We start from the raw sequence: 26,598 nt of genomic DNA on the forward strand, positions 1-26,598 counted from the left end.
CCTCTCCCCAATGGGGAGAGGGGACTGTGCGGTGCGGTTTATCGGCTAGCTGCGGGTTTGCAAGGGCCTGGTTTTCTCCCTCTCCCTTCCAGGGAGAGGGCCGGGGTGAGGGTTTAGCGGCTGCTTTGCAAAAATTGCCTCACCCGCTCCGACTTCGGCTGGCTAAAGAAGATCTCCGGCGGCGCTTTCTCGATCAAAATCCCCTTTTCAAGAAACACCACCTCATTCGACACCTGCCGTGCAAACTCCATTTCGTGGGTCACCACCACCATGGTGTAGCCCTCCGCCGCCAGCGACTTCATCACGCTCAGCACTTCGTTGACGCGCTCCGGGTCCAGCGCCGACGTCGGCTCATCAAACAGCAGCACTTCCGGCGACATCGCCAGCGAGCGGGCGATGGCGACCCGCTGCTTTTGCCCGCCGGAGAGCGTAATGGGATACGCATCGGCCTTATGGTCCATGCCCACCTTCCTGAGCTGCTGGTCGGCCATCGCGCGCGCTTCCTCGCGCTTCATCCCCTTCACGTGCAGCAGCGCCTCCATCACGTTTTGCTGCACGGTCAGATGGGGCCACAGGTTAAAGCTCTGAAACACCATCCCCACCCGTTCGCGAATTTTTGCCAGATCGCGGTGCGACATGGCTTTACCGGTCTGGTCGTTCACGCCGATGCGCTGACCGCCGATATGAATCTCGCCGCGATCCGGCTGCTCCAGCCAGTTCATACAGCGCAGCAGCGTGGATTTACCCGAACCGGAAGACCCGAGAATACTGACCACCGTCCCCTTCTCCACCGTCAGGTTGATATCCCGCAGCACCTCCACGTTATCAAACTGCTTGGAGACATTTTTGACGCTTACCGCCGTGATATCAGACATGGCTCATTCCTCTTTTGGCGCTATACACAGTCAACCGCTTAATCAGCAATTCCAGTACGATGCTGATCGCCCAATACAGCGCAATGGCGACAATAAAGGCGTTAAACGGAATAAAATAGGTGGCCTGGACGCTGTTCGCGGCGGCGGTAATCTCTTGTACGGTAATAATGCTCAGAAACGCGGTATCCTTCAGACAGATAATCAGCTGATTACCCAACAGCGGCAGCGCGGAGGAGAAAATATTCGGCAGGACGATGCGGCGAAACAGGGTATAACGCGAGAAACCCTGTACTACCGCGGCTTCAATATAGCCATTAGAAAATACCCGCCGCTGGCTACGCAGAATCTCAAAGAAATAAGCACCATGATAGATAATTAACGCCACCAGCCCCGCCGCCCAGGCGTCAAGACTTATCCCCAGCTCCGGTAACCCGTAATAGAGTAAATACGCCAGAATGAGAAAGGGGATCGCTCGCATCAGGTTCACAAAACCCATAATGACGTTATTCAGGACGCGTTTCTGGTATTCGGTGATGTAACACAAAACGATGCCAATCAATAACCCACAAACGGCAGCGATAATAAACAGCTCAAGCGTCGCCAGCAGCCCGGCAATAAAGTTGTCGTGCTCGGCCCAGATAATTGCCCATTGATTCATCAGTCCTCCCGGGCTTAGCGCGCCAGTCGTTTTGCTTTGCGTTCCGCCAGGCTCTGGAGCTTCAGCAGCAGGCCAATAATCACCACATACAGCAGCCCGGCGGCCAGAATGGGGGAAAGCGGTTCATAGGTGACGGACGCGATACGGTTGGTGACGCGGGTGAGATCCACCACGCCGATCACCGCAATCGCCGGGCTACCTTTGATTAAAAAAGACATCTCATTGACCAGCGCCGGCAGGCTTTCCAGCCACATCTGCGGCAGCATGATGTAACGAAAATAGGGCCAGCGGCGCATCCCTACCGACTCCGCCGCCTCGCGCTGTTCGCGCGGAAAGGTGCGAAAGGCATTACGCCAGATTTCCGCGTTAAATGCCGAAGTGTTGAGCGTCAGGGCGACGATAGCCGCCACCGTTTTGTCGAGGTTGATCCCCACCGTTGGCAGCGACAAAAACAGAAACAGCACCAGCGTTACCAGCGGCGTGGCCCGCGCCAGGCTGATGTAGATGACCAGAATCTGATCGACAACCGGGATTTTCATCATGCGCACGAAAGCGATAACCAGCCCAATCACCACCCCGCAAGCGATGGCGATGGCGGAAATCCAGAGGGTTGTCCATGCGCCTTCAATCAGTAACTGCCATGCGATTAAGTCCATGCTGCCCTCCTGAAGTTAACCTTGTCGTCGCTCCCGGCGTCGCGCGGCTCGGCCGGGCGACCTGGATTATTGTCCGGCTAGTTGGTGAAACTGAGCGGCGCTGGTAATCGGCTCGGTCGGCAGATCGTCATAGGTTTCGCCAAACCATTTTTTCTGCAGCTCGGCAAGCTTGCCGGTTTCACGCATATGGTTGATAAATTTGGTCATATAGGCCAAAAGCTCCGGCGAGTTTTTCGGGATTGGCCACGCCATATAGCCCGGGCCGGAGACCGGTAACCCTTTGGCAAATACCTTCGGTTTGGCTTTGACCAGGTCGTTGACCGAAATCACTACGTTGATGACGTAATCGAGGCGCTTGTTGGCTAAATCGGCGTAGGCTTCCGGGTAGGACGGGTATTCCACCACCGGCCCCAGTTTGCCGCCGGTTTTCTCAATCATGGCCTTCAGTTCCGGTAATCGCGCTAATAACGCGCTGCCCGCCTGAAGCCCAACCTTTTTACCGCTGAGGTCGGCAATGGTATTTAACGAATCATCGCCCGCGCGCTTCACAAAATAATGCTGAGCGGAGGCCCACGGCGGCGTGAAATTAAACACGTTGAGGCGTTCATCGGTCACCACCGCGCCGGTTAACGCCATATCGTACTGCCCGGTAGAAACCGCCGCTAATAAACCGGTCCACGGCAAAATACTTTGCGTGACGTTAAATTTGGCGTATTCGCGCAGCGCCGCCAGCATATCTTTATTAAAACCGTCGGCATTGCCGTTATTCATAAAGTTAAACGGCGCGTAGTCATCCTCGGTCGCCACTTTCAGAGTGCCGGATTTTTCAATTTCCGGTAAATCGGCGGCGGCCACCTGCAAAGAAAAGGTCATCGCCATGATGGCGGCCAGATAATACGAACCCATCGTTTTTTTCATCGTTTGACCCCTACTCCAATATGCCGGATGCGTTTATTCCAGCGTTGCAAGATGTGTGCCGACAGCGGCATTTTCAGGCGCTGGCTGACGACGTTTTTACTGTAAGGAGACTTTTTGCATTCTGAATAGAGCCAGTTTTCGCGTGCGCTTGTGGCAGACGATTTCAGGCTGGTACAGAAATTGCTGCGCAGGAGGAAAGCGAACAATCGGGAGGGGAGCGCATGATTCGGCACTTACTGCATGTGGATTTTGAGGCGCAACGCGGTTTGCAGGAGCAGGTTCGCGAGTCGCTGGTCAACGCGATCCTCGGCGGCATTTTTGCCGCCGACACGCCGCTGCCCTCGTGTCGGCAGCTGGCCCAGCAGCTGCAGGTTTCCCGTAACACCACCGCGCTGGTGTTTGAAAGCCTGGTCAACGAGGGCTATCTGATAAGCCGCCCGCGCAGCGGTTATTACCTGCATCCGGACTATCATGCGCCGCGCCTTTCCGCGCCAACGCCTGCACTCAGCGCCGCCGACAACGCACCATCATGGGGCAAACGGCTGAATATTACCCCCAGCCAGCAGGAGTCGATCCTCAAACCCGCCGGCTGGATGCACTACCGCTATCCGTTTATCTACGGCCAGCCGGACACCCGTCAGTTCCCGCTCGCCAGCTGGCGTTCGGCGGCCAACTGGCTGCATGGTGGCATGCGCGACCCGGCGTGGGTGGTGGACCATATCGACCAGGACGTGCCGATGCTGATTGAGCAAATCCGCACCCGCGTGCTGCCCAAACGCGGCATCGTCGCCGCGCCGGATGAAATCCTCATCACCCTGGGTTCGCAAAATGCGCTCTACCTGCTCACCCGGCTGCTGATGTCGCGCCAGACCCGGGTCGGCGTCGAGAACCCCGGCTTTCGCGAGGCGATTAACACCTTTTTACTCGGCGAAAGCCAGATTGTGCCGCACGCCGTGGATGCCGAAGGTCTGGTGCTGAACGAAACGCCGTGCGACTACTACTACGTCACGCCGGGGCATCAGGTGCCGACCGGCGTCACCATGAGCAAGGCGCGGCGCGGCCAGCTGCTGGCGCACGCGGCGCAGCACGATGCGGTGATTATTGAAGATGATTATGATTCGGAGAGTAACTTCCAGGCCAATCCGCTGCCGGCGCTGAAGGCCAGCGATCGCAGCGGACGGGTGATTTACGTCAGCAGCCTGTCGAAAGCGCTGTCGCCGGGGCTGCGGCTGGGCTTTATGGTCGCCGACCCGGATCTGATTGATGAGGCCCGCGCCCTGCGCCGCCTGGTGTATCGCCATCCGCCGACCAACATTCAGTATCAGATGGCGCATTTTCTCGCCCAGGGCCACTATGAAACCCACCTGCGGCGCTACCGCGAAGACTCCGCGCGCCGCTGGGAGATGCTCAACACGGCGCTATCAACCCTGCTCCCGGAGTGCCAGCCGCTGCCCGGCAGCGAGCATGCCAACGCCTTCTGGCTGCGTACGCCCGGCGGCATCAGTACGCAGCAGCTCACCTGGCGCGCCGCCCATACCGGGGTATTGATTGAACCCGGCGCGCGCCATTTTCTCGACGCCGCGCCGCCGGATAACTTCTTCCGCATGGGGTTTCACGCCATCAACCCCGACGCCATCGCGCCGGGGGTCGATGTGCTGCGCAGCCAGCTGGCGCAGATGGGTTAGCCCGCCCGCCGGTGCGCCCACTCGCGCAGACGCTGGAACAGGACGTACAGCGAGGGGATAAACAGGATCCCAATGACCGTCGCCACCAGCATCCCGCTGAACACCGTGGTGCCAATGATGCGACGGCTCTGCGCCCCGGCCCCGGTGGAGAACATCATCGGCATAATGCCGATAATAAACGACACCGCCGTCATCATCACCGCGCGGAAGCGGCGGGTTGCCCCCTCGCGCGCGGCCTCGACGATAGACAAGCCGGACTGCCGACGCGCGCGGGCGAATTCAACGATCAGTATCGCGTTCTTCGCCGCCAGGGCTATCAATAGCACCAGGCCAATCTGCACGTATACGTCATTGGCGTAACCGGCGATCCACAGCCACAGCAGCGCGCCGCCGATGGCGAACAGTACCGACAGCATCACGCTGCCCGGCAGCGTCCAGCTTTCGTACTGCGCCACGAGGAACAGCCACGCCATCGCCACCGCCGCCAGCACAATCCAGATAGCCTGATTGCCGGTCTGCTGCTCCTGCCAGGACAGTCCGCTCCACGCGTAGTCGTAGCCCTCCGGCAGGTGCATCGCCAGCAGGCTTTCCATTTCGCTCATTGCCGTACGGCTGCTGACGCCTTCCGCCGCTGAGCCGCTCACCGACACCGACGGGAACTGGTTAAACTGCTGGATAAACGGCGCGCCCACGGTTGGCGTAATGGTCACCAGGTTACTCAGGCGTACCCGCTCGCCGTGGTTGCTGCGCACAAATAGCTCGCTAATCTGCTCGGCGCGCTCGCGCCACTGCATCTCGTTCTGCAGCACCACGTGATAAACGCGGTTATTGATGCTGAAATCACCGGCGCGGGTGCCGCCGAACGCGGTTTGCAGGCTGTTAAAGATGCGGGATACCGGCACGTCGAGACGTGCGGCCTGGTCGCGGTCGACGGTTAGCGTCAGCTGCGGGACGTTGCTGCTCCAGGTGGTAAATACGCGGCTCAGCTTCGGGTGCTGGTTGGCTTTCATCAGAATATGACGCGTCACCTGCTCCAGCTCGGCGGGCGTTTGCCCGGCCTGCGCCAGAATACGCAGGTCGAAACCCGCGGCGCTGCCGAGGCCCGGCAGCGTGGGCGGCGCAAACAGCATAATGTTGGCTTCCGGCAGCGCATGCAGCTGACGCTGCAGTTCACTCATCACCGCATCCAGCGGCGCGCGCTGCGACCAGTCTTTCAGCATCAGCGAGATGAACCCGCCGTTCGACGCGCTGGTGCCGCTGAGAATGCTGAAGCCGGACACCTGAATCACATCCTCCACTGCCGGGTGTGCGCCCAGCAGCGTGCGGGCCTGCGCCATCACCGCTTCGGTACGCTCCAGCGAGGCCGACTCCGGCAGCTGCACGTTGGCGAACACGTAGCCCTGATCTTCCTGCGGCAGAAAGCCCTTCGGCATGGTGGTGAAGCTCAACGCCACCAGCAGCGCGGCGGTTAACGTCGCCCCCACCGCCACCAGCGGACGGCGGTTCATCCATGCCACCAGGCACCCATAGGCATCGCGGGTAGTATTCAGCCCGCGATTAAACAGCTGGAAAACGGCGGCGGGCTTTGCCGGACGCGGGCGAAGCAGCAGCGCGCACAGCGCGGGGGTCAACGTCAGCGCCACGATGCTAGACAGCGTCACCGCCGTGGAGAGCGTGACCGCAAACTGACGATACAGTTCGCCGACGATCCCCGGCAGCATCGCCACCGGAACAAACACCGCCAGCAGTACCAGGGTGGTGGCGATAACCGGCCCGGCAATCTGCCGCAGCGCCAGCGCGGTCGCCTCTTTACGCCCCAGCCCTTCGGCCATGTGACCTTCCACGTTTTCGACCACCACAATGGCATCGTCAACCACCATCGTCAGCGCCAGAATGATGGCAAACAGGCTCAGGGTATTGGCGCTGTAGCCCAGCACGTAAAGCACCGCAAAGGTGCCAATCAGCGAAACGGGGATTGCCAGCACGACAATCAGCGTCGCGCGCAGGCTTTGCAGGAACAGTGAAACCACCGCGACGACCGCCAGCAGCGTCAGGGCCAGCGATGTGCCGATCTCTTTGATGGTCGCAGCGACGAAACGGGTGGTGTCGAACTTCACTTCCCATTTGAGATCCGCCGGGAAACGGCTTTGCAGGCGCGTGAGCTCGGCGCGCACCACGTTTGCTACCTGTAAGGCGTTAGCGGTTGGCGTCGGGTAGATCCCCATATAGGACGAGTCCACGCCGTTAAGCTGGGCGCTGGCGCTGTAGCTCCGCGCGCCAAGCTCGATAGTGGCGACATCGGCAAGGCGCACCAGCTGTCCCTGCTCGCCGCTGCGCACCACGATGCTGCGGAATTCATCGGCGTCGCTCAGCCGCCCGAGGCCGTTGATGGTCAGGGTTTGCTGCTGGCCGTTAAACACCGGCGGGGTGCCAATCTGCCCGGCGGCGCCCTGCACGTGCTGCTCGTTCAGCGCCTGGGCGATATCTTCGCTGGTGATGTTCAGCGCGTTCATGCGGTCTGGCCGCAGCCAGATGCGCATGCTGTAGTCGCGCGCACCGAACATCTGCACCTGGCCGACGCCCGGCAGACGCGCCAGCGCTTCACGCACCTGGGTGCTGGCGTAGTTACTGATTTGCAACGGCGACAGGGTCGCCTCCGGCGAATAGAGGCTCACCCCCATTAACAGGTTACTGGCGCGCTTACGTACCTGTACGCCATTCTGCTGCGCTTCGGACGGCAGTTGCGCCACCGCCTGCGACACGCGGTTCTGCACGTCGATAGCCGCCATATCCGGGTCGGTGCCCGCGGCGAAGGTCAGGTTGAGGCTATAGCCGCCGTCATCGGCGCTGGTCGACTCCATATAGAGCATGTGATCCACGCCGTTGAGCTGCGTCTCCAGCGGCGCGGCGATGGCTTCCGCCACGTCCTGCGCGCTGGCGCCCGGCCAGCTGGCGCTGACGTTCACGACCGGCGGCGTGATTTGCGGGTACTGCTCTACCGGAATGAGCTTTAGCGCGACCGCGCCGACAAAGGTCATCAGCAGCGCAATCACCATCGCGAAACGTGGACGACGGATAAAAAACGTCAGCATCCTGAACTCCTTAATTCAACAACTGCACGGCGGCGCCGTCGCTCAGACGCTGCGCGCCATCGGTGACTACGCGCTCACCGGCGTTCAGCCCCTTCGCCACCGCGAAGCTTTGCCCCTGCTGTCCGCCTAATTCCAGACGGCGCAGCCCGGCGGTGTTCTCGGCGGTCAGTACCCAGCTGAAATAGCCGCTGGCGTCCTGCTGCACCGCTGCGGCCGGGATCATCACGCTCTCGTCCTGCGCCTGCGGGCGCAGCGTTACCGTGACGTTGCCGCCGGGCAGCAGCCGATGCTGCGGGTTGGCAAATTCGGCGCGCACCGCCACGCTGGCGGTTCGGGCGTCAATACGGTTATCCACCGAGGTCAGCACGCCGTCCTCACGTTTGCCGTCGAGGGTAATCTGCGCCAGCCACGCGGCCTTCAGCGCGCGGATATCGGCATACTGCCCCGCCTTGCTGTAAAACGCGGCCTCGTCGAGGGCAAAACTCACGCGGATCGGGTCAAGCTGGGCGATATCCACCAGCACGCCGCTGGCGGCATTCACCAGCGTGCCAACGTGAAAGCCGCTGTGGCCCACGCGGCCGCTGACCGGCGAGGTGATACGGGTGTAATCAAGGACGATCTGCTGCGCCGTCACCCGCGCCTTCGCCTGTTCAACGGCGGCGGCGGCGACATCACGCTGCATCTGTGCGGTATCTACGTCGTTACGGCTGATGGAATGGTTGGTTTTGAGGCTCTGATAGCGCGTCAACAGCTGCTGAGCCTGACGCAGCGAGGCCTGCGCACTCTTCAGCTCCGCCTGCGCCAGCGCTAACGCGGCGCGGGGCTGGGCATCATCCAGCGTGAACAGCAGGTCACCTTGCTTAACGTCCTGCCCGTCCTGGAAATGGCGCTGCACGATAGTGCCTTCGGTGCGGGCGCGAATTTCAACGGCGTGAATCGCCTCAACGCGGCCCGGCAGCTGGCGCTCAACCGCGTGCGGCGCGCGCTCGACGGTGGCGACGCGGACCGGTATCGAGGCGAAAGCCAGCGTGCAGCTGGCCAGCCCGCAGGCCAACAGGGCGAGGCGGAAAGTGTTTTTCATGTCGGGGATCCTTGCGTGGCAAGCGCCCCTCTCCGCGTGGAGAGGGGCAAGTCATCACTACGTGGTCTTGCGGAAACGGCGGGTCAGACGCTTTTCAACTTCCACCACCAGGAACATCGCGACGCCAATCGCCAGGGTGATGCCCCAGTAGCGCAGCGGCAGCGCTTCGGTGCCGAACAGCGTCTGCATCAGCGGCAGGTAGATAATCGCCAGCTGCAGCAGAAGCAGGACGCCGGTCACCAGCCAGATGCCTTTGTTCTTCAGCAGGCCGCTGTTCAGAGAGAAGCGGTCGCTGCTGCGGCAGTTAATCATGTACACCCACTGCGCGGTCACCAGCATCTGCAACAGCACGGTGCGGGTAAACTCGGCGCTGTGGCCGCGCGGTGCCAGCCATGCCTCAAGAATGAAGGCGGCGATAGCAATCATCGAGCCGACGAAGGCGACGCGCCACACGGCGAACAGATCCATCACGTGCTGGCCGGTTTTACGCGGCGGGCGATTCATCACGTTACGCTCGGCGGCTTCAAACGCGAGGCCGAAGGAGAGCGTGGCGGAGGTCGCCATGTTCATCCACAGAATTAGCACCGGCGTCAGCGGAATAATGTTCCCCGCCAGCAGGGCGATGATAATCAGCAGCCCCTGCGCCAGGTTGGTCGGCATGATGAACAGAATCGTTTTCTTCAGGTTGTCGTAAACGCGACGCCCCTCTTTGACCGAACTGGCGATGGTGGCAAAGTTGTCGTCGGTCAGGACCATGTCGGCGGCCTCTTTGGTCACCTCGGTGCCTTTGATGCCCATGGCGATACCCACGTCCGCCTGACGCAGCGCCGGAGCGTCGTTGACGCCGTCGCCGGTCATGCCGACGATTTCGCCGCTTTCCTGTAAGGCTTTCACCAGACGCAGCTTATGCTCCGGGCTGGTACGGGCGAAGATGTCATACTCCACCGCCGCTTTCGCTAGCTCAGCGTCATCCATGTGCTCCAGCTGGTAGCCGGTCATCGCTTCGCTGCTGTTGCGGATCCCCAGCATCTGGCCGATACTCATCGCCGTCTGCGGGTGATCGCCGGTGATCATCTTCACGCGGATCCCCGCATTCTGGCAGGTGTGGATCGCGTCGACCGCTTCCGGGCGCGGCGGGTCCATCATGCCGGCAATGCCGAGGAACACCAGGCCTTCCTGCAGGTCGCTGTGGTCAAGGGTATTCTGCCCGGCGTTGGCAGGCTTGGTTGCCGCCGCCACCATCCGCAGACCCTGGCTGGCAAAGCGCGCCATTTCCGCTTCCCAGTAGCTGCGCTCGAACGGCACCACGCCGCGCGAGGTCTGCTGCTGCTGGCACAGCGCGAAGAGGACGTCCGGCGCGCCGGTCACCATCACAATCTCTTCGTCACCCAGCTGGAAGTGGGTGGACATGTACTTGTACTGCGAGTCAAACGGGATCTTGGCAATCAGCTGAGTGCGCACCGGCTCCAGGCTGACTTTCGCCGCCAGCACCTTCAGCGCGCCTTCGGTTGGACCGCCGGTAATGCCCCAGTGGCCCTGCGCATCCTTCACCAGCTGGCTGTCGTTGCACAGGTCGATAGTGCGCAGGTATTTTTCCAGCACGGTGTTCGGCTGAACCTGCACCGGCTCGTTGCTGCCTTCGAGGTAGATATTGCCGTGCGGCTCGTAGCTGTCGCCGTCCACGCGGTAGCAGCTATCGGCGGTAATTACCGCTTTCACGGTCAGTTCGTTCATGGTCAGGGTGCCGGTTTTATCCGAGCAGTCCACGGTCATCGCCCCCAGCGTGTCCACGGTAGGCCGCTTGCGGATAATCGCCCGCTTGCGCGCCATCGCCTGAACGCCCAGCGACAGAATAATCGAGATAATCGCCGGCAGGCCTTCCGGTACCGCGGCAACCGCGAGGCTAATCAGCGACAGCAGCAGCTCGCCCAGCGGAATATCGCGCAGCAGCATACTGAAGACGAACAGCGCAGCCATCATCGCCAGAATAATGGCGAAAATGGCTTTGCCCAGCTTGTCCATCTGCACCAGCAGCGGCGTACGGTGCTTTTCAATGCCCGCCATCATCTGGTTGATGTGGCCAAGTTCGGTCTCCTGGCCGGTAGCGACGACCACGCCGGTGCCGCCGCCCGCGCTGACGGTGGTGCCGGAGAACACCATATTGGTGCGGTCACCCAGCGGCAGTTCGCCGTGCAGCACGTCGGTGTGCTTATCCACCACGGTGGACTCGCCGGTCAGAATCGCCTCTTCAACGCGCAGGTTGTGAGCCTCGATCAGACGCATGTCCGCCGGAATACGGTCGCCCGCGCGCAGTACCACGATATCGCCCGGCACCAGCTCGGTGGTGGCGACCGTTTTATGGCTGCCGTCGCGAACCACCTGCGCATCGCTGGAGAGCATGTTGCGGATGCTTTTCAGCGATTTTTCCGCGTTGCTTTCCTGGATGTGGCCAATCAGGGCGTTGATCACCGTGACGCCAAGGATAACGAAGGTATCCACCCAGTGGCCCATTACGGCGGTCAGCGCCGCGGCGGCCAGCAGAACGTAGATCAGGACATCATTAAAGTGGGCGAGGAAACGCAGCCACGCCGGCTTGCCTTTTTTCTCCGGCAGCGCGTTCGGGCCGTAGGTATTCAGGCGTTCCGCGGCATCGGCCGCGCTCAGCCCTTTCGGCTGGCTGTTCAGCTGCGATAGCACGCGCTCGGTGGGCTGCTGGTAGGCGTGCTCTTGCGGGTCGTAACCCGCGTGCGGCACATTTTTGCTATTCATCATTTTCGACACAATAAATTTTCCTTTTAAATTCCTGCAAACGGAAAGCCTGAAATCATTTCTGGCCAAGGCGACATCGTTGGGTATTTTCTTAAGGCGAAGGAATATTATTTAGCTCACAATATTTTCGCTTTTTAAATTTCAAAACGACATTCAGTTGATTTACTCATATTAATATTACAGAATGTTCCTAAACCCCATCTAAACGAGGTCATTATGTTCGGAATCTACAGAGGACGCCGTCTGGCGCTGTACATAGTGCTGGCTATCGTGGTTGCGACGCTGGTTGGATATAGTACTTATACTTTTGTAAAATTATTATCGTGATTATGACGTTAATTTACGAAAGCACTATTTTATTTAATCCTTAATATTATTACACGTTTTCCCCTGCGAATATATTCGTAGGCTTAGTCATTTATTTTAAATATTCAAAAAGGGTTTATTAGCTCAGAAACATTGCGTTCCAATAAAAATTACCGGACAATAATATCTTTAACTAAAGATTAACACTGCATGAAGCATCCTCTTGAATCCCTGATGACCGCAGCCGGCATTTTGTTGATGGCGTTCCTCTCCTGCCTGCTGCTGCCGGCACCGTCGCTCGGCCTGACGCTGGCGCAAAAGCTGGTTGCCACCTTCCACTTTATGGATCTGAACCAGTTTTATACCGTGCTGTTCTGCGTGTGGTTTCTGGCGCTGGGGGCCATTGAGTATCTGGTGGTTCGCTACGTGTGGCGGCGCTGGTTTTCACTGGCGGATTAGCCCGCCCTCCCACAAGGAGAGGGCGTTGGTATCAATGCGTCCGTGGGCGATGATGGACTTTACGGTAGGCACCCGGCGACTGGTTAAAGGTGCGGGTGAAAATGCGGGTAAAGGTTTGCTGGGAATCAAACCCGTACTTCAGGCAGATGTCGTAGACCTTTTGATCGGTCGTGCACAGTTCATCCGCCGCCAGATTCAGCTTGCGCTGGCGAATGTAGCGGCCAAGGCTTTCGCCTTTATGCTGCAAAAACAGGCGCTGCAAATGCCATTTTGAATACCCTGCCCGGCGGGCGATTTCATCAATGCGCAATGGCTGATGCAGATTTTCGTCAATCCATTCGACCAGTGTGTCGATCACCTGAGTGGCTAAATCAGTCATACACCCCTCCCCTCGTTTACCTACAGCCGGTGGTTATTCCCACCAGGCGTGAAATGTTTGCGTTGGATTCGCCAGCCATACCGGCTCGCCCTGCATCGGCGTCAGCAGCCGATACGCTTTGTCTTTACTGGCCTGCGCCAGCCGTTTGTACGGGTCATCCCAGGTATGCTTCGCCAGCACGAAGCGCCCGGCATGCCCTGGCAATACGCGCTCGGCGTTGAGATCAACCGCGGCCTGGGCGGTCTGCTCCGGCATCATATGGATGTAGCGCCAGTCCTGGTCGTACTGGCCATCTTCCAGAATGGCCACGTCAACCTTGCCAAACTGCTCGCCAATCGCCCTGAAGTGCGGGCCGTAACCGCTGTCGCCGCTGTAATAAATCTTTTGTTCTGGCGTGACGAACATAAAGCTGGCCCACAACGTCTGGTTACGCTTCAGGCCGCGGCCAGAAAAGTGACGCGCGGGCAGCAGGTGAACGGTCAGCGCGTCGCTGATGGCTACGCTCTGCTGCCAGTCGGCCTCGGTAATCACCTCGCTCGCCATCCCCCAGTAACGCAGATGGGAACCGACGCCCAGCGGCACCACGGCGCGCTTAACCTTTGGCATCAGCCCTTTGATGGTGGCGTAATCCAGATGGTCGTAGTGATCGTGAGAGATGATCAGCAGATCGATCTCCGGCATCGTCTCGGCGCGCCACGGGTAGTCGCCGTCGAACGCTTTATTGAGAAACGAAAACGGCGCGGCATAGTGGCTGAACACCGGATCGATCAGAATGCGCTTGCCCGCCAGCTGCAGATACCACGATGAGTGGCCCAGCCAGATCATGGTGTCCTGCTCCGGCGTCAGGCTGGCGAGATCGGTCGCCACCAGCGGCAACGGCTGCTGCGGCCGCGCGTTCTCACGTCTGGCGGTTAAAAACTCCCACCACGCCATCAGCATATTTTTGTCGCCGGTAAACCCCGGCGTCGGCAGGGTGTTCTGAAACGCCCCGTCGCGGTAGTTCGGCGAGCGCTCAATCTGACTTTTCTCTACCCCCTGCGGCGCCTGGCCGAAACCGGCGTTCAGGACAAAGGGCAAACTTGCTGCACTGGCGATAAGCATGATGGCAACCACGCTGATGATGAAAGGTTTCATATCCTGACCCAAGACCGGCCTCATCCAGGAAGCCACACAAAAAAAGTTGATTATGAGTGAGTAGGCACTCATTATAGAAAGGAGAGGAAAAAATCGTCAAGCCATTTTCAAATTTTGACAATCGACGTTGAAGTCACTGGGGTCGACATGTTTCAATCACATTTTTTACAGTCAGAGAGGTAAAGTGTAGTGGCTCGTCCGAAGAGTGAAGATAAAAAACACGCGTTACTGGAAGCGGCCACCAGCGCCATTGCTCAATCCGGCATTGCCGCCTCAACCGCGCTGATCGCGCGCAGTGCGGGCGTGGCGGAAGGCACCCTGTTTCGCTATTTTGCCACCAAAGACGACCTGCTTAACGCGCTTTACCTGCACCTGAAAACCGGCCTGTGCCAGGCGATGCTCACCGGGCTGACCGATACCGAGTCACCGAAAGCGTTCACCCACAGCATCTGGAACAGCTATATCGACTGGGGCGTACAAAACCCTACCGGGCACCATGCGCTGCGCCGGATGGCGGTCAGTGAAAAAATTACCGAGGAGACCATCACCCAGGTCAGGGCCATGTTCCCGGAGCTGCAAAAGCTCTGCCAGCGCTCGGTGCGCCCGGTATTTATGTCCGACGACTTCCGCGCCTTTGGCGACGCCCTGTTTCTGTCACTGGCGGAAACCACCATTGAGTTCGCCAGCCGTGAGCCGCAGCGCGCCGATAAGCTCAAAGCGCTAGGCTTTGAAGCCATGTGGCTGGCGCTGGCCGAGGATCAATAATGGACGGTAAAACGCTGCACGCACAGGCGCATGAGTTTGCGCTGACGCTCCCCTTTTCCGAGATTTACTGGCCTTTTGGGCCGGAGTACGACGTGTTTACCGTCGAAGGGAAGATCTTTATGATCAAAACCTTTCTGCGCGGCGAAGCGATCGTTAACCTGAAAGTGAATCCCGAACTGTCGCTGCTGCATCAGGCGATCTATCCGTCGATTAAACCCGGCTACCACATGAACAAGAAGCACTGGATCTCGGTCTATCCCGGCGAGGAGATCACGGTCGATCTGCTTCACGGCCTGATCGAAGATTCATGGAATCAGGTCGTCAATAAGCTCCCTAAACGCGTGCAGAACCGGGTGCGGCCCACCTGATTTTGCGCTCAAAACGATAAGTGTTATCGCACTGAATACCCTTCTCATTTATTAACGCGCGCGGTACCCTGCTGTGATTCAACGCACCGATTCGCGGTGCCTATCATCATTCAGGAGTATTTATGGATATCGTTTCCGTTGCTAAAGCGCGCTATTCCACCAAGGCCTTTGACGCCAGCAAAAAACTGACCGCCGAGCAGGCCGCCAATCTGAAAACGCTGCTGCGCTATAGCCCGTCCAGCACCAACTCCCAGCCGTGGCACTTTATCGTCGCCAGCACCGACGAAGGTAAAGCGCGCGTTGCAAAATCCGCAGCTGGCGGCTATGTGTTCAACGAACGCAAAATGCTGGATGCTTCCCACGTCGTGGTATTCTGCGCAAAAACGGCAATCGATGATGCCTGGCTGGAAAAAGTGGTCGATCAAGAAGACGCCGATGGCCGTTTCGCCACCCCGGAAGCCAAAGCCGCTAATCACAAAGGCCGCACTTTCTTCGCCGACCTGCACCGTAAAGAGCGTCACGATGACGCACAGTGGGCAGCTAACCAGACCTACCTGAACGTTGGCAACTTCCTGCTGGCCATGGGCGCCATGGGTCTGGACGCGGTGCCGATCGAAGGCTTTGATGCTGAGATTCTGGATGCCGAATTTGGCCTGAAAGAGAAAGGCTTCACCAGCCTGGTGGTGGTGCCGGTGGGCCATCACAGCGTAGAAGATTTCAACAAGGCGCTGCCGAAATCTCGTCTGCCGGAAGACGTGGTGATTACTGAGATCTGATTTAGCTTTAATCGGTCCCGGCGTCGCACAGCGCCGTCGGGACGTCTTAATAGAGCAAAATCTGCGGATGTTTTACGCCGCAAGCCAGCGCATAGCGCGTGAGCGTGTCGAGACTCGCCCGCGTTACGTTGGCCTCCATCCTTGAAACCGTTGGTGCACTCACGCCCATGCGCTGTGCTACCTGCGCGCGTGTTAACCCAGCGTGTTGACGCCATTGCGCCAGCATCTCGCGCAAACGCGCTTGCCTCTCTTGCGCATCAAAAGCCGCCTTAACATCCGCTCGTGCGAGCATTTCGCTCTTCAGGTCATCCCAGTCAATAATTGTCTTGCTCAATTTGCATCTCCTTCAGCCGTGCCAGTGCCAGGCGAATCTCTGAGGTGGGCGTCTTCTGCGTTTTCTTGATAAAAACGCGCAGTAAGAAAATCGTCTCGCCTCGCTGAAAGGCATAAATGCCGCGACAATGAATGGCTCCCAGGGTGCGGACTTCAAAAAGGCCATGGGGTAACGGCTTACTGTCTGGCTCCCGCAAAACGGTAGCATGACGCCGCAGCTTTTCAATTTTACCGATCATTTTGGCCTGCGCCGATGCGGGTAGCGCCAGCATTTCGTCTTTCACGTTCGCATGAACAAGTATTTTGAACACAATTTTGTCCCTGAATATTAGCATATAAGGCAAATTGCCTTAAAGGCTAATTTAGCCATTGTGCTTAACCCTACACCGGCTAAGTGGCCAATGCAGATTCAGGAACGTAATCTGGAAAACGGATCGTAAAACAACTCAACCAACCTGGCGGGACAAAGATCGGATTTTGCGTCACTGACCTTCCCGGCGTCACGTTGTTCGGCCGGGCTACGCCTATCTTGTAGCCCGGCCAAGCGAAGCGCCGCCGGGATTTACTCTAAACTACAACCTTGCCAGCACCGCCTCCCCCACCTCATCCACCGGTAAATACACCAGCAGACGCGAGCCGTTGCGCGGCGCGGAGTACCAGTACATCTGCTGGAGCTGGAACTCGCCAAACTCAGGATGACGGAAATTTTTAATCTGATTTTCGACGCCGCGCACCTCGTAGCGCTGGTGCCACAGCGCCTCAAATTCGCTGGAGGCGGCAAAGAATCGGGCCAGCTTGTTTTCCCACGCCGGATCGCCGCGATGCTCCGCCATGGCGGCACGAAAATACGAGACAAACGTCGGCAGCGCGTCGCGATTAGCCAGCCGACAGCGCCAGCCGGGATGGGTAAGATACAGGTAGATACAATTTCGATCGTCTTCTGGAATGGTCGAAAAATCGATGCCCATTAGCCGACAAAACGCCTCATTCCACGCCACGATATCGAAATCTGGCTTCTGAATGCTCGCCGGCTGCGGCAGCAAACTGTCCAGCATACGCCGCGTGCCGGGGCTTATGCCTTCACACTGGGGAACGTTAACCGATTCCAGCGGCGTCAGGCCTGCCAGCACAAACAGGTGCCGCGTTTCCAGCGCGCTGCACTGGAGCGCCTCGGCGACCGCTTGCATTACCGCCGCCGACGGATTAACCTCGCGCCCCTGCTCAAGCCAGGTATACCAGGTCACGCCAACGTCCGCCAGCATCGCCACCTCTTCGCGACGCAGGCCCGGCGTGCGCCGCCGCCCGCTGCGCGGTAACCCTAACCGCTGCGGATCGAGACTTTCCCGTCGCGCCCGAAGAAATGCACCCAACTGCTTACGGCTATCCATCTGCCGCGTCTGCAATACGTCCATTTCACTGTGGCTGATGAGGCTCATGGTATCTCCAGCATAGTAGTGCCAGTACCCGTATAACCAGGAACTGGTACCCGTTTATTGAATCAGCGATGCTACGACCATTCGCTGAATGACGCAATGGAGTCACCATGAAAACGTCCGCTGTTTCCCCCGGTCGCGCGGGGCTTTTCCTGCTGTTGACCGGCCTGATGTTGCCGCAGATCGACACCTCGATCACCAACGTCGCCCTCGACTCAATCACCGCGTCGCTGCACGCCAGCCCCACCCAGCTGGAGCTGATCGTCGCGCTGTACGGCGTGGCCTTTGCCGTGTGCCTGGCGATGGGCAGCAAGCTCGGCGACAACTACGGTCGCCGCCGCCTGTTTATGTGGGGCGTGGCAATTTTCAGCCTCGCCTCGCTGCTGTGCGGCGTGTCGAATTCGATTACCGCGCTGCTGGCCGCCCGCACCTTACAGGGCGCCGGCGCGGCGCTGATCGTGCCGCAGATCCTCGCCACCCTGCACGTCACCCTGAAAGGCACGGCGCATGCGCGCGCCATCAGCCTGTACGGCGGCATTGGCGGGATCTCGTTTATCGTCGGGCAGATGTTCGGCGGCTGGCTGGTGTCGGCGGATATCGCCGGGCTCGGCTGGCGTAACGCCTTCTTTATCAACGTGCCGATTGGCCTGCTGGTGCTGGCCTACAGCCGTCGCTACGTGCCGGAAACTCGCCGCGACGAGCACTCCCGCATCGACTGGCAGGGCACGCTAAGCCTGGGGCTGATTCTCTGCTGCCTGCTGTTCCCGATGGCGCTGGGGCCGGAGCTGCACTGGCCGTGGTCGATGCGCCTGATGCTGCTGGCGATTGTGCCGCTGCTGCTGTGGATGCGCGCCAGCGCGCTGCGCAAAGAGCAGCGCGGTGAACACCCGCTGCTGCCGCCCCGGCTGCTGAAATTTGCCAGCATTCGCTTCGGCATGGTGATCGCCCTGCTGTTCTTCAGCGCCTGGTCCGGCTTTATGTTCTGCATGGCGCTGACCATGCAGTCCGGCCTCGGCATGGCGCCGTGGCAGTCGGGCAATAGCTTCGTGGCGCTGGGCGTGGCCTATTTTCTCTCCGCGATGTACGCGCCGAAACTGATTGCCCGTCACAGCATGGGGCGCATCCTGCTCGCCGGGCTGGCGGTGCAGATTAGCGGCTTGCTGCTGCTGATGGAGACGTTCCATCACTTCGGCCAGGCCACCACCACGCTGACGCTGGTGCCGTCGACGGCGCTGATTGGCTACGGCCAGGCGCTGATCGTCAACTGTTTCTATCGGGTAGGAATGCGCGATATTACCGCCAACGACGCGGGCGCGGGCAGCGCGCTGCTGAGCACCCTGCAGCAGGCCACGCTCGGTCTTGGCCCTGCGGTGTTTGGCTCGCTGCTGCTGGTGCTGATGCGCAACCATCACGGCAGCTATACCGAAGCGATGGTCGGTTTTCTCGGCGTCGAGGCGGCAATGATGCTGCTGCTGGCGATCGTGGCCGCCTGCCTGCGTCATCATTTAAACCGGAGCCCGGCAATGGCGGCGTCCTGAGCTTAAGTTCCTGTATAGTCGTTTGCATAATATAGCCAGCACAGCCATTATAATTAGCTGGCTATACAGGAGACGTTATGCAGGAACTGATTTCACAGATCGAAGAGATGGGCATTGAAATAAATCATACCAATTCGCTGATCATCATTTTTGGTATTATTTTTCTCACTGCCATCATTGTCCATCTGATACTCCATCGGGTGGTGCTACGCACCTTTGAAAAACGGGCGCAGGCTAGCAGCCATTTATGGCTGCAAATCATTACGCAGAATAAACTTTTTCACCGACTGGCGTTCACCCTTCAGGGGATTATCGTCAACGTGCAGGCCGTGCTGTGGCTGCAAAAAGGCAGCGATGCCGCACAGATATTAACCACCTGTGCACAGCTGTGGGTGATGCTTTATGCCCTGCTGTCGTTCTTCTCGCTGCTGGACGTTATTTTCAACCTCTCGCAGAAGCTCTCATTCTCTTCTCAGCTGCCGCTTAAAGGGATATTCCAGGGGGTTAAGCTGGTCAGCGCCATTCTGATTGGCATTCTGATGATCTCCCTGCTGCTGGGGCAATCGCCGGCTATTCTGATAAGCGGCCTCGGGGCGATGGCGGCGGTATTAATGCTGGTGTTTAAGGACCCGATCCTCGGCCTTGTGGCGGGCATTCAGCTGTCGGCCAACGACATGCTGAAGCTCGGCGACTGGCTGGAAATGCCGAAATACGGCGCCGACGGCGCGGTGACCGATATTGGGTTAACCACCGTCAAAGTGCGTAACTGGGATAATACCATCACCACCATTCCCACCTGGTCACTGGTGTCAGACTCCTTTAAAAACTGGAGCGGCATGTCCGCGTCGGGCGGTCGACGAATTAAGCGCAGCATCAACGTTGATACCACTAGCGTGCATTTTCTCGATGAACACGAGCAGCAGCGGTTAATTCAGGCGCGGCTGCTGAAACCGTATATGGACTCGCGTCATCAGGAAATTAATCTGTGGAATCAGGAGCACGGTGGCGACGGCTCGGTGCTGAATCTGCGCAAGATGACCAATATTGGCACCTTCCGCGCTTACCTCAACGAATATCTGCGAAACCATCCCAAAATTCGCAAAGATATGACCCTGATGGTCCGCCAGCTAGCGCCGGATAATAACGGCCTGCCGATTGAGATATACGCTTTTACCAATACCGTCGTATGGGCTGAATATGAAAGTATTCAGGCCGATATTTTTGACCATATCTTTGCGGTGGTTGAAGAGTTTGGCCTGCGCATTCACCAGTCGCCGACCGGTAATGATATTCGCGCCCTGGCGGGCGCGATGGGGCAGCAATAATCAGGCGCTGGCGCGTGAAATAAAGCGCCAGTCCAGCATAACCCGCTCGGCCACGGCCTGCGGGTTATCAATTTTATTCAGCAACAGTTCGACCGCTCTGGCACCGATCTCCCGCGACGGCTGCTGGACGGTCGTCAGCTGCGGCGATAGCATCTCGGCAAGCTCGGTGCCGTCAAAGCCAACCACCGCGATCTCTTCCGGCACCTTCAGCCCCGCCTGGTCAATGGCGCGGATGGCCCCGGCGGCCAGCGAGTCGGACACCGTAAACACCGCGTCCGGGCGCGGGCTCATCGCCAGCAGATTTTTCATCGCCGCTTTACCCGCCGCCGCGCTCAAATCGCTGGCATACTCCACCGCCTGAAACGCCAGTCCCTGAGATTGCAGCACATTGTTGTAGCCCTGCTCGCGCAGCCGGGCGTACTTATAGCTCAGGTCGTGGTTAATCAGCGCAATCCGCTGACGCCCCAGCGCCGCCAGATAACCCACCGCGTGCTCCGCCGCGTCGACGTCGTTAATCCCCACGCAGGAGATAGTGCCCGCATCGGCGTATTCCGCGCACTGCACCCACGGCGCGTCGCCGATCACCGCGGTCAGCTCCGGCAGCTTGCTGAACGCGTCCATGGTGATAATGCCGTCGACCATCTTCCCGGTCAGCAGACGCAGGCCTGATTTCGAGCGTTCAATATCCGCGCCGGAGTTGCACAGCAGGATCCGATAGCCGTTCTTTTCCGCCGCCTCTTCAATTCCCTTCACCACCTCGGCGCAGAACGGGTTGGCGATGTTCGATACCATCACCAGAATCATCGAGCTACGCGCCGTGCGCAGCTGACGCGCCAGCAGGTTAGGCTGATAGTTACTCTCTTTGATGGCCTGAAGCACCCGTTCGCGGTTTTTCGCTTTTACCGTCTCGCTGTTGTTGAGCACCCGCGATACGGTCGCCACCGAAACCCCCGCCAGCTGGGCGATTTTCTGAATTGACATACAACGCCGTTCCCTGCAGTTAACGCTTTGCGTGCAGGCTACCACAAAAAGCGTGCCCGGCGTACCGGGCACAGGGTTATTGTTCGACGCTAACCCAGCACCGCTGCTGATGGCTTTTTACAATAGCATCAATGATATACATAACATTTGCACCGTCAATGAACGAAGCAAAACGCCGTTCTCCGGCAGCGGGCATTTCCCCGCTCTGCACCGCCTGATAGAAATTGCCCATCATGTTTTTAAACGCGTCCGGCCAGCCTTCATTATGGCCGCCGGGGAAGTGCGCCTGCCCGGCAACATCGCGGTTAAGCAACCCAGGGTCGTCGCTCAACAGCTGGTTTGGCCGATCGCGATGGCCAATCCACAGCTGCTGCGGCGTCTCCTGATCCCAGGCCAGCGAACAGGCGCTGGCGTTAATATCAAAATGCAGGCGATTTTTACGCCCGGCGCTGACCTGCGAGACGCTGAAACAGCCTTTACTGCCGTCGTCGAAGCGGAACAGCACGGAACCGGCGTCCTCCGTGGTGACCGGGACATCGCGATACTGCGCCCCGTCTTGCGGCCCGCTGAACGAGGACCGCGCCGTGAGGCTGGCCTTACGCGTCGGCCAGACGATGGCAAGATCCGCCATCACTTCCACAATCCGCCGCCCGGTAACAAACTGCACCGTGTCGCACCAGTGCGATCCGATGTCGGCCACCGCGCGCGATACGCCGCCCTGCTCCGCATCGACTCGCCAGTTAAAATCGTTTTCCAGCAGCATCCAGTCCTGATGATAGCCGCCGTAGGTTGAAAACAGCCGCCCGGCCTGGCCTGCGCGCATCATGCTGGCCGCCTGCTGTACCATGGCAAACTGGCGATAGACGAAGCTGACGCCGTGGACCACGCCCGCCTCCCGCGCCATCTGTTCCAGTTCGCGCGCCTCTTCCGGCGTCATGCACAGCGGTTTCTCAGAGAAGACGTGTTTTCCCGCGCGTAAAATCTGCCGGTTGACCGACGCATGCAGAAAATTGGGCGTGCAGTTATGCACGACCTGTAGCCCCGGATGCGCCAGCAGCGCGTCAACGTCCGCGTAAGCGTGCGGAATATTGAGCTGCTGCGCTTTGGCCTGCGCCTGCTCCAGCGAGGCATCGCACAGCGCCACTACCTCCACAAACCCCAGCCGCCGCAGCGCTTCAATATGCGCCGGGCCAATGAAACCTGAACCAACAATACCCACCTGAATCATCCGCGAACCTCGCTACCGGCGGCAAAGTCATCAAACGCCCGCGCGGAGACGGGGATGATATGCCGCTGAATAAATTCGCTGCCTTCGCGCGCGCCGGTCTGCGCGTCCTTCAGGCAGCACTCCCACTCCATCACCGCCCAGCCGTCGAAATCATGCTGGGTTAATTTGCTGAATATCTTTTTGAAATCGATATCGCCGTCGCCCAACGAGCGGAAACGCCCGGCGCGATCGGCCCAGTTCTGGTAGCCGCCGTAGACGCCGCTGCGCCCGTTGCGTTCGAACTCCGCGTCTTTGACGTGGAAGGCGCGGATACGCGAATGGTAGATATCGATATAGTTAAGGTAATCAATATTCTGCAAATGCAGATGGCTCGGGTCGTACAGCATGTGGCAGCGCGGGTGATTATCCAGCTTATGCAGAAAACGCTCGAACGTTACGCCGTCGTGCAGATCCTCACCGGGATGAATTTCGTAGCACAGGTCGACGCCGTGCTCGTCAAAGCAGTCCAGAATTGGCCGCCAGCGACGGGCCAACTCGTTAAACGCGTCGTCCAGCAGCGTCGCATTGTGCGGCGGCCACGGGTAAAAATAGGGCCAGGCCAGCGCCCCGGAGAAAGTCGCATGCGCCTTCAGCCCCAGTCGGGCTGAGGCCTGCGCCGCTTTTTTGACGCTCTCCACTGCCCACTGCTGACGCGCCGCCGGGTGACCACGCAACGCCGCTGGCGCAAAGGCATCGAAAGCGCTGTCGTAGGCCGGGTTAACGGCCACAAGCTGCCCTTCCAGATGCGTTGACAGTTCGCTAATCACCAGGCCACGCTCCGCCAGCCGACCGGCGATATCGTCGCAGTAGGTTTGGCTCGCAGCCGCCTGCGTCAGATCGAATATGGCCGGGTGGTTGCACGGCAGCTGTAGCGCTTTAAAGCCCAGCCCCGCCGCCCACTCGGCCAGCCCGTCGAGCGTATTAAACGGCGGCTGCCCGCTGATAAACTGCGCCAGAAAAATGCCCGGTCCCTTGATGGTTTTCATGCCACCTCCTTAAAATTTACGCCTGTTCTTGCTCGTCGTACTTAAACGAAACAAGGAAAACTAAAGCAATCACTACCGCCGCAACGGCGGGGATCCACCAGAAATTGACCCACGCCGCCGGAACGGTCTGGCCAGCCACCAGATGGTTGTACAGCGCGCCGGAAATCTGCGATCCGAGCAGCATGCCGATGCCGTAGGTAAACATCACCACCATGCTTTGCGCCTGCCCTTTGACCTTTTCGCCCGCCACGCGGTCGGTATAGATGAAGCCCACCACAAAGAAGAAGTCGTAGCACACGCCGTGCAGCAGAATGCCGAGGTACAGCAGGAAACGCGTCTCTTCATTGATACCCAGCGCAAAGAACATGTAGCGCACGAACCACGCCAGCATGCCGATCAGCAGCATGTACTTGACGCCCAGGCGGCGGAACAGCAGCGGGATAATCAGCATAAAGAAGATTTCAGACATCTGACCGAAGGACATCGCGGTGCTCACATCCGCCACGCCGGCATCCGCCAGATACGACGCGGTATAGGCGTAGTAAGTGCCCAACGGGACGGAAATCAGCGTGGCGCAGACGGCAAAGACCAGGAAGTGGCGGGTTTTGAGCAGCGCGAAGGCATCGGCGCAGAACAGATCGCGCAGCTTCAGCGGCTGGCCTTTCGCCGGGGCCGGGGTATGGGGGAGCGTCAGGCTGTAGACCGCCAGCACCACTGAACACAGCGCCGCCAGCGTAAAGATGCCGGTGGTATCAGAAATACCGGTCACGCCGATAAAGATGCCCGCGATAATCCAGCCGATGGTGCCGAAGACGCGTACCACCGGGAAGGTTTTATCAATATTTTTCAGGCTGTGGAACGCAATATTGTTGGTCAGCGCCAGCGTCGGCATGTAGCAGAGCGTGTAGCCAAACAGCAGCGATATCAGCAACGCGCCGTTTTCCGCCACCAGCGCCTGCGGTACAAACCACAGAATCGCCGCGCCCAGCAGGTGCATCACCGCCATCACCTTTTGCGAGGCAAAGAAGCGGTCAACCAGCATCCCCAGCACGAACGGCGAGAGAATCGAGGCAATCGGCCCCGCGGAGAAAGCGTCGCCAATCAGCAGCGACATGTTGTACTGCGTCATCACCAGTCCGAGCGTGACCGACCAGCTTCCCCAGATAAAAAACTGCATAAACATCATTAACGACAGGCGCGGGACTAACAGCCGGTGCTGTACGCCGCTATGCTCACGACTTTCCGTTGTTGAGACCATTTTCTCACCCTCAAAAGTAATCGATTACAAAACAGTTCAAATAAAAAGTAATCGATTACAAAAATAAGTTCCCGCAGGTTGATCCGAATTTGGGAGAGCGGTCACGATAAAAGAGAGAAAGAGATCGCCGGGGCGAATGCCCCGGCGTTGGCGACTTAGGCCTTACGGCGCAGCGTTTTGAAGGCCACGAACAGAAACAGTACCCACACCGGCAGCAGAATCGCCGACAGGCGCATGCCGTCCATGGTGCACATCAGCCCAAGGATCATCAGCAGGAACGCGATGCAGATATAGTTACTGGCCGGCGCCAGCAGCGCTTTGAACTTCGGCTCGCGGCCCTTACGGCGCATGGCGGCGCGGAACTTGAGGTGCGCCATGCAGATCATGATCCAGTTCAGCAGCAGCGTCGCCACCACCAGCGCCATCAGCAAACCAAAGGCTTTCTGCGGCAGCAGATAGTTCACCAGCACCACCAGCGAGGTGATCGCGCCAGACAGCAGCAGCGAATTTACCGGCACGCCACGGCGACTCACCCGGGTCAGGAAGCGCGGCGCGTTGCCCTGCACGGAGAGGCCGAACAGCATCCGGCTATTGGAGTACACGCCGCTGTTATAAACCGATAATGAGGCCACCAGAATGACGAAGTTCAGTGCAGATGCCACAACGTTGCTGTCAAGATTATGGAAGATCATCACAAACGGGCTGCTGTCGGACTTCACGCCCTGCCACGGATACAGCGCCAGCAGAACAATCAGCGAACCGATGTAAAACAGCAGGATACGATAAACCACCTGGTTAACCGCTTTCGGGATGGTGGTTTCCGGGCTGCGCGCTTCCGCTGCCGTAATGCCGATAAGCTCCAGCCCGCCGAAGGAGAACATGATGACCGCCAGCGACAGAATCAGCCCCTTCCAGCCGGTGGCAAAGAAACCGCCGTCGCGCCAGAGGTTATCAATGCTGGCATGATCGCCACCGCGGCCGGTGGTCAGCATCCAGATGCCAAAGCCGATCATACCAATAATCGCCAGCACCTTAATCAGCGCAAACCAGAACTCGGTTTCACCGTACATGCGCACGTTAACCAGGTTCACGGCGTTGATCAGGATAAAGAAGCCTGCGGCCCAGACCCAGGTCGGCACGTCTGGCAGCCAATATTGCATATAGATCCCGGCGGCGGTCAGTTCGGCCATTCCCACCAGCACGAACATCACCCAGTAGTTCCAGCCGGAAAGAAAACCGGCGAACGGCCCCCAGTATTTATAAGCAAAATGGGCAAACGAACCGGATACCGGTTCCTCAACGACCATCTCGCCAAGCTGGCGCATAATCAGAAACGCGATGATCCCGGCAATCGCATAGCCGAGCACCACCGCCGGGCCTGCCATCTGAATAGCCGGGCCGATGCCGAGGAACAGGCCGGTGCCGATAGCGCCCCCGAGGGCAATAAGTTGAATATGGCGGTTTTGTAACCCGCGGTGAAGCGTCGGCCCCTGCTCCGACGAAGCATCCGGTTGATTCTGGCTGGATGCTGAGGACGCGTTTTTCACGTCTAACCC

24 protein-coding genes are annotated in these 26,598 nt (G+C 58.9%); 7 read left to right on the forward strand and 17 right to left on the reverse strand.

Annotated elements, in window-relative coordinates; genetic code table 11:
* Positions 1-113 precede the first annotated feature (113 nt).
* The 4 genes from ACK5JN_RS14225 to ACK5JN_RS14240 form a co-directional block, all read right to left on the reverse strand.
* A complete protein-coding gene (locus tag ACK5JN_RS14225) occupies positions 114-875 on the reverse strand; it encodes an amino acid ABC transporter ATP-binding protein (RefSeq protein ID WP_416870784.1) in 762 nt (253 codons plus the stop codon).
* The gene (locus ACK5JN_RS14230) at positions 868-1,533 is read right to left on the reverse strand and encodes an amino acid ABC transporter permease (protein ID WP_416870785.1); all 666 of its coding nucleotides are present in this window, start codon (positions 1,531-1,533) and stop codon (positions 868-870) included. Before ACK5JN_RS14230 ends, ACK5JN_RS14225 begins: the two co-directional genes overlap by 8 nt.
* Positions 1,534-1,547: 14 nt before the next feature.
* A complete protein-coding gene (locus ACK5JN_RS14235) occupies positions 1,548-2,189 on the reverse strand; it encodes an amino acid ABC transporter permease (protein ID WP_416870786.1) in 642 nt (213 codons plus the stop codon).
* Between the two features lie 66 nt (positions 2,190-2,255).
* Positions 2,256-3,107 (reverse strand): transporter substrate-binding domain-containing protein, encoded by an 852-nt coding sequence (locus ACK5JN_RS14240; protein ID WP_416870787.1) that lies wholly within the window; start codon positions 3,105-3,107, stop codon positions 2,256-2,258.
* Positions 3,108-3,328: 221 nt separating this feature from the next.
* Here ACK5JN_RS14240 and ACK5JN_RS14245 point away from each other — a divergent pair, with 221 nt between their 5' ends.
* A complete protein-coding gene (locus tag ACK5JN_RS14245; RefSeq protein WP_416870788.1) occupies positions 3,329-4,792 on the forward strand; it encodes a PLP-dependent aminotransferase family protein in 1,464 nt (487 codons plus the stop codon).
* On the opposite strand, the gene ACK5JN_RS14250 is transcribed toward ACK5JN_RS14245, so the two are convergent.
* The 3 genes from ACK5JN_RS14250 to ACK5JN_RS14260 are packed head-to-tail and all read right to left on the reverse strand — an operon-like array spanning position 4,789 to position 11,746.
* Positions 4,789-7,884 (reverse strand): efflux RND transporter permease subunit, encoded by a 3,096-nt coding sequence (locus tag ACK5JN_RS14250; protein ID WP_416870789.1) that lies wholly within the window; start codon positions 7,882-7,884, stop codon positions 4,789-4,791. The genes ACK5JN_RS14245 and ACK5JN_RS14250 overlap by 4 nt on opposite strands.
* A gap of 10 nt (positions 7,885-7,894) precedes the next feature.
* A complete protein-coding gene (locus tag ACK5JN_RS14255; protein ID WP_416870790.1) occupies positions 7,895-8,965 on the reverse strand; it encodes an efflux RND transporter periplasmic adaptor subunit in 1,071 nt (356 codons plus the stop codon).
* A gap of 57 nt (positions 8,966-9,022) precedes the next feature.
* A complete protein-coding gene (locus ACK5JN_RS14260; RefSeq protein WP_416870791.1) occupies positions 9,023-11,746 on the reverse strand; it encodes a cation-transporting P-type ATPase in 2,724 nt (907 codons plus the stop codon).
* A 504-nt stretch (positions 11,747-12,250) separates the two neighbouring features.
* Here ACK5JN_RS14260 and ACK5JN_RS14265 point away from each other — a divergent pair.
* On the forward strand, positions 12,251-12,499 hold the full coding sequence (locus tag ACK5JN_RS14265) for a DUF1158 domain-containing protein (protein ID WP_416870792.1): 249 nt from the start codon (positions 12,251-12,253) through the stop codon (positions 12,497-12,499).
* Between the two features lie 31 nt (positions 12,500-12,530).
* On the opposite strand, the gene ACK5JN_RS14270 is transcribed toward ACK5JN_RS14265, so the two are convergent.
* Both ACK5JN_RS14270 and ACK5JN_RS14275 read right to left on the reverse strand, forming a co-directional pair.
* On the reverse strand, positions 12,531-12,878 hold the full coding sequence (locus tag ACK5JN_RS14270; protein WP_416870793.1) for a RamA family antibiotic efflux transcriptional regulator: 348 nt from the start codon (positions 12,876-12,878) through the stop codon (positions 12,531-12,533).
* A gap of 33 nt (positions 12,879-12,911) precedes the next feature.
* Positions 12,912-14,036: an MBL fold metallo-hydrolase gene (locus ACK5JN_RS14275; protein ID WP_416870794.1), complete on the reverse strand. Its 1,125-nt coding sequence runs from the start codon at positions 14,034-14,036 to the stop codon at positions 12,912-12,914.
* Positions 14,037-14,201: 165 nt separating this feature from the next.
* On the opposite strand from ACK5JN_RS14275, the gene ACK5JN_RS14280 reads away from it, so the two are divergent.
* The 3 genes from ACK5JN_RS14280 to nfsB all read left to right on the forward strand — a co-directional run bounded on the left by ACK5JN_RS14280 (position 14,202) and on the right by nfsB (position 15,921).
* A complete protein-coding gene (locus tag ACK5JN_RS14280) occupies positions 14,202-14,777 on the forward strand; it encodes a TetR/AcrR family transcriptional regulator (RefSeq protein WP_416870795.1) in 576 nt (191 codons plus the stop codon).
* Positions 14,777-15,145: an MmcQ/YjbR family DNA-binding protein gene (locus ACK5JN_RS14285; RefSeq protein WP_416870796.1), complete on the forward strand. Its 369-nt coding sequence runs from the start codon at positions 14,777-14,779 to the stop codon at positions 15,143-15,145. Before ACK5JN_RS14280 ends, ACK5JN_RS14285 begins: the two co-directional genes overlap by 1 nt.
* A gap of 122 nt (positions 15,146-15,267) precedes the next feature.
* Positions 15,268-15,921, forward strand: coding sequence for an oxygen-insensitive NAD(P)H nitroreductase (gene nfsB, locus ACK5JN_RS14290; RefSeq protein WP_416870797.1), 654 nt, complete (start codon positions 15,268-15,270; stop codon positions 15,919-15,921).
* Positions 15,922-15,967: 46 nt separating this feature from the next.
* On the opposite strand, the gene ACK5JN_RS14295 is transcribed toward nfsB, so the two are convergent.
* From ACK5JN_RS14295 to ACK5JN_RS14305, 3 genes are all read right to left on the reverse strand, one after another.
* Positions 15,968-16,213, reverse strand: a complete 246-nt coding sequence (locus tag ACK5JN_RS14295; protein WP_416870843.1) for a helix-turn-helix domain-containing protein — start codon at positions 16,211-16,213, stop codon at positions 15,968-15,970.
* Between the two features lie 22 nt (positions 16,214-16,235).
* Positions 16,236-16,565, reverse strand: a complete 330-nt coding sequence (locus tag ACK5JN_RS14300; RefSeq protein WP_416870798.1) for a type II toxin-antitoxin system RelE/ParE family toxin — start codon at positions 16,563-16,565, stop codon at positions 16,236-16,238.
* A gap of 261 nt (positions 16,566-16,826) precedes the next feature.
* Positions 16,827-17,666 (reverse strand): helix-turn-helix transcriptional regulator, encoded by an 840-nt coding sequence (locus ACK5JN_RS14305; RefSeq protein ID WP_416870844.1) that lies wholly within the window; start codon positions 17,664-17,666, stop codon positions 16,827-16,829.
* Between the two features lie 131 nt (positions 17,667-17,797).
* Here ACK5JN_RS14305 and ACK5JN_RS14310 point away from each other — a divergent pair, with 131 nt between their 5' ends.
* The gene (locus ACK5JN_RS14310) at positions 17,798-19,225 is read left to right on the forward strand and encodes an MFS transporter (protein ID WP_416870799.1); all 1,428 of its coding nucleotides are present in this window, start codon (positions 17,798-17,800) and stop codon (positions 19,223-19,225) included.
* A 77-nt stretch (positions 19,226-19,302) separates the two neighbouring features.
* Positions 19,303-20,550, forward strand: coding sequence for a mechanosensitive ion channel family protein (locus tag ACK5JN_RS14315; RefSeq protein ID WP_416870800.1), 1,248 nt, complete (start codon positions 19,303-19,305; stop codon positions 20,548-20,550).
* On the opposite strand, the gene ACK5JN_RS14320 is transcribed toward ACK5JN_RS14315, so the two are convergent.
* The 5 genes from ACK5JN_RS14320 to pheP form a co-directional block, all read right to left on the reverse strand.
* Positions 20,551-21,531, reverse strand: a complete 981-nt coding sequence (locus ACK5JN_RS14320) for a LacI family DNA-binding transcriptional regulator (protein WP_416870801.1) — start codon at positions 21,529-21,531, stop codon at positions 20,551-20,553.
* Between the two features lie 76 nt (positions 21,532-21,607).
* Complete coding sequence (locus ACK5JN_RS14325) at positions 21,608-22,759, reverse strand: Gfo/Idh/MocA family protein (RefSeq protein WP_416870802.1); 1,152 nt, start codon at positions 22,757-22,759, stop codon at positions 21,608-21,610.
* The gene (locus tag ACK5JN_RS14330) at positions 22,756-23,784 is read right to left on the reverse strand and encodes a sugar phosphate isomerase/epimerase family protein (protein WP_416870803.1); all 1,029 of its coding nucleotides are present in this window, start codon (positions 23,782-23,784) and stop codon (positions 22,756-22,758) included. The genes ACK5JN_RS14325 and ACK5JN_RS14330 overlap by 4 nt, the downstream gene beginning before the upstream one ends.
* A gap of 16 nt (positions 23,785-23,800) precedes the next feature.
* Entirely contained in the window at positions 23,801-25,042 is a 1,242-nt protein-coding gene (locus ACK5JN_RS14335; RefSeq protein WP_416870804.1) for an MFS transporter, read from the reverse strand.
* A 155-nt stretch (positions 25,043-25,197) separates the two neighbouring features.
* The gene (pheP, locus tag ACK5JN_RS14340; RefSeq protein ID WP_416870805.1) at positions 25,198-26,589 is read right to left on the reverse strand and encodes a phenylalanine transporter; all 1,392 of its coding nucleotides are present in this window, start codon (positions 26,587-26,589) and stop codon (positions 25,198-25,200) included.
* Between the last annotated feature and the right edge of the window lie 9 nt (positions 26,590-26,598).

The organism is Kluyvera sp. (assembly GCF_047971185.1).
In the GTDB taxonomy this organism is placed as follows: Bacteria; Pseudomonadota; Gammaproteobacteria; order Enterobacterales; family Enterobacteriaceae; genus Kluyvera.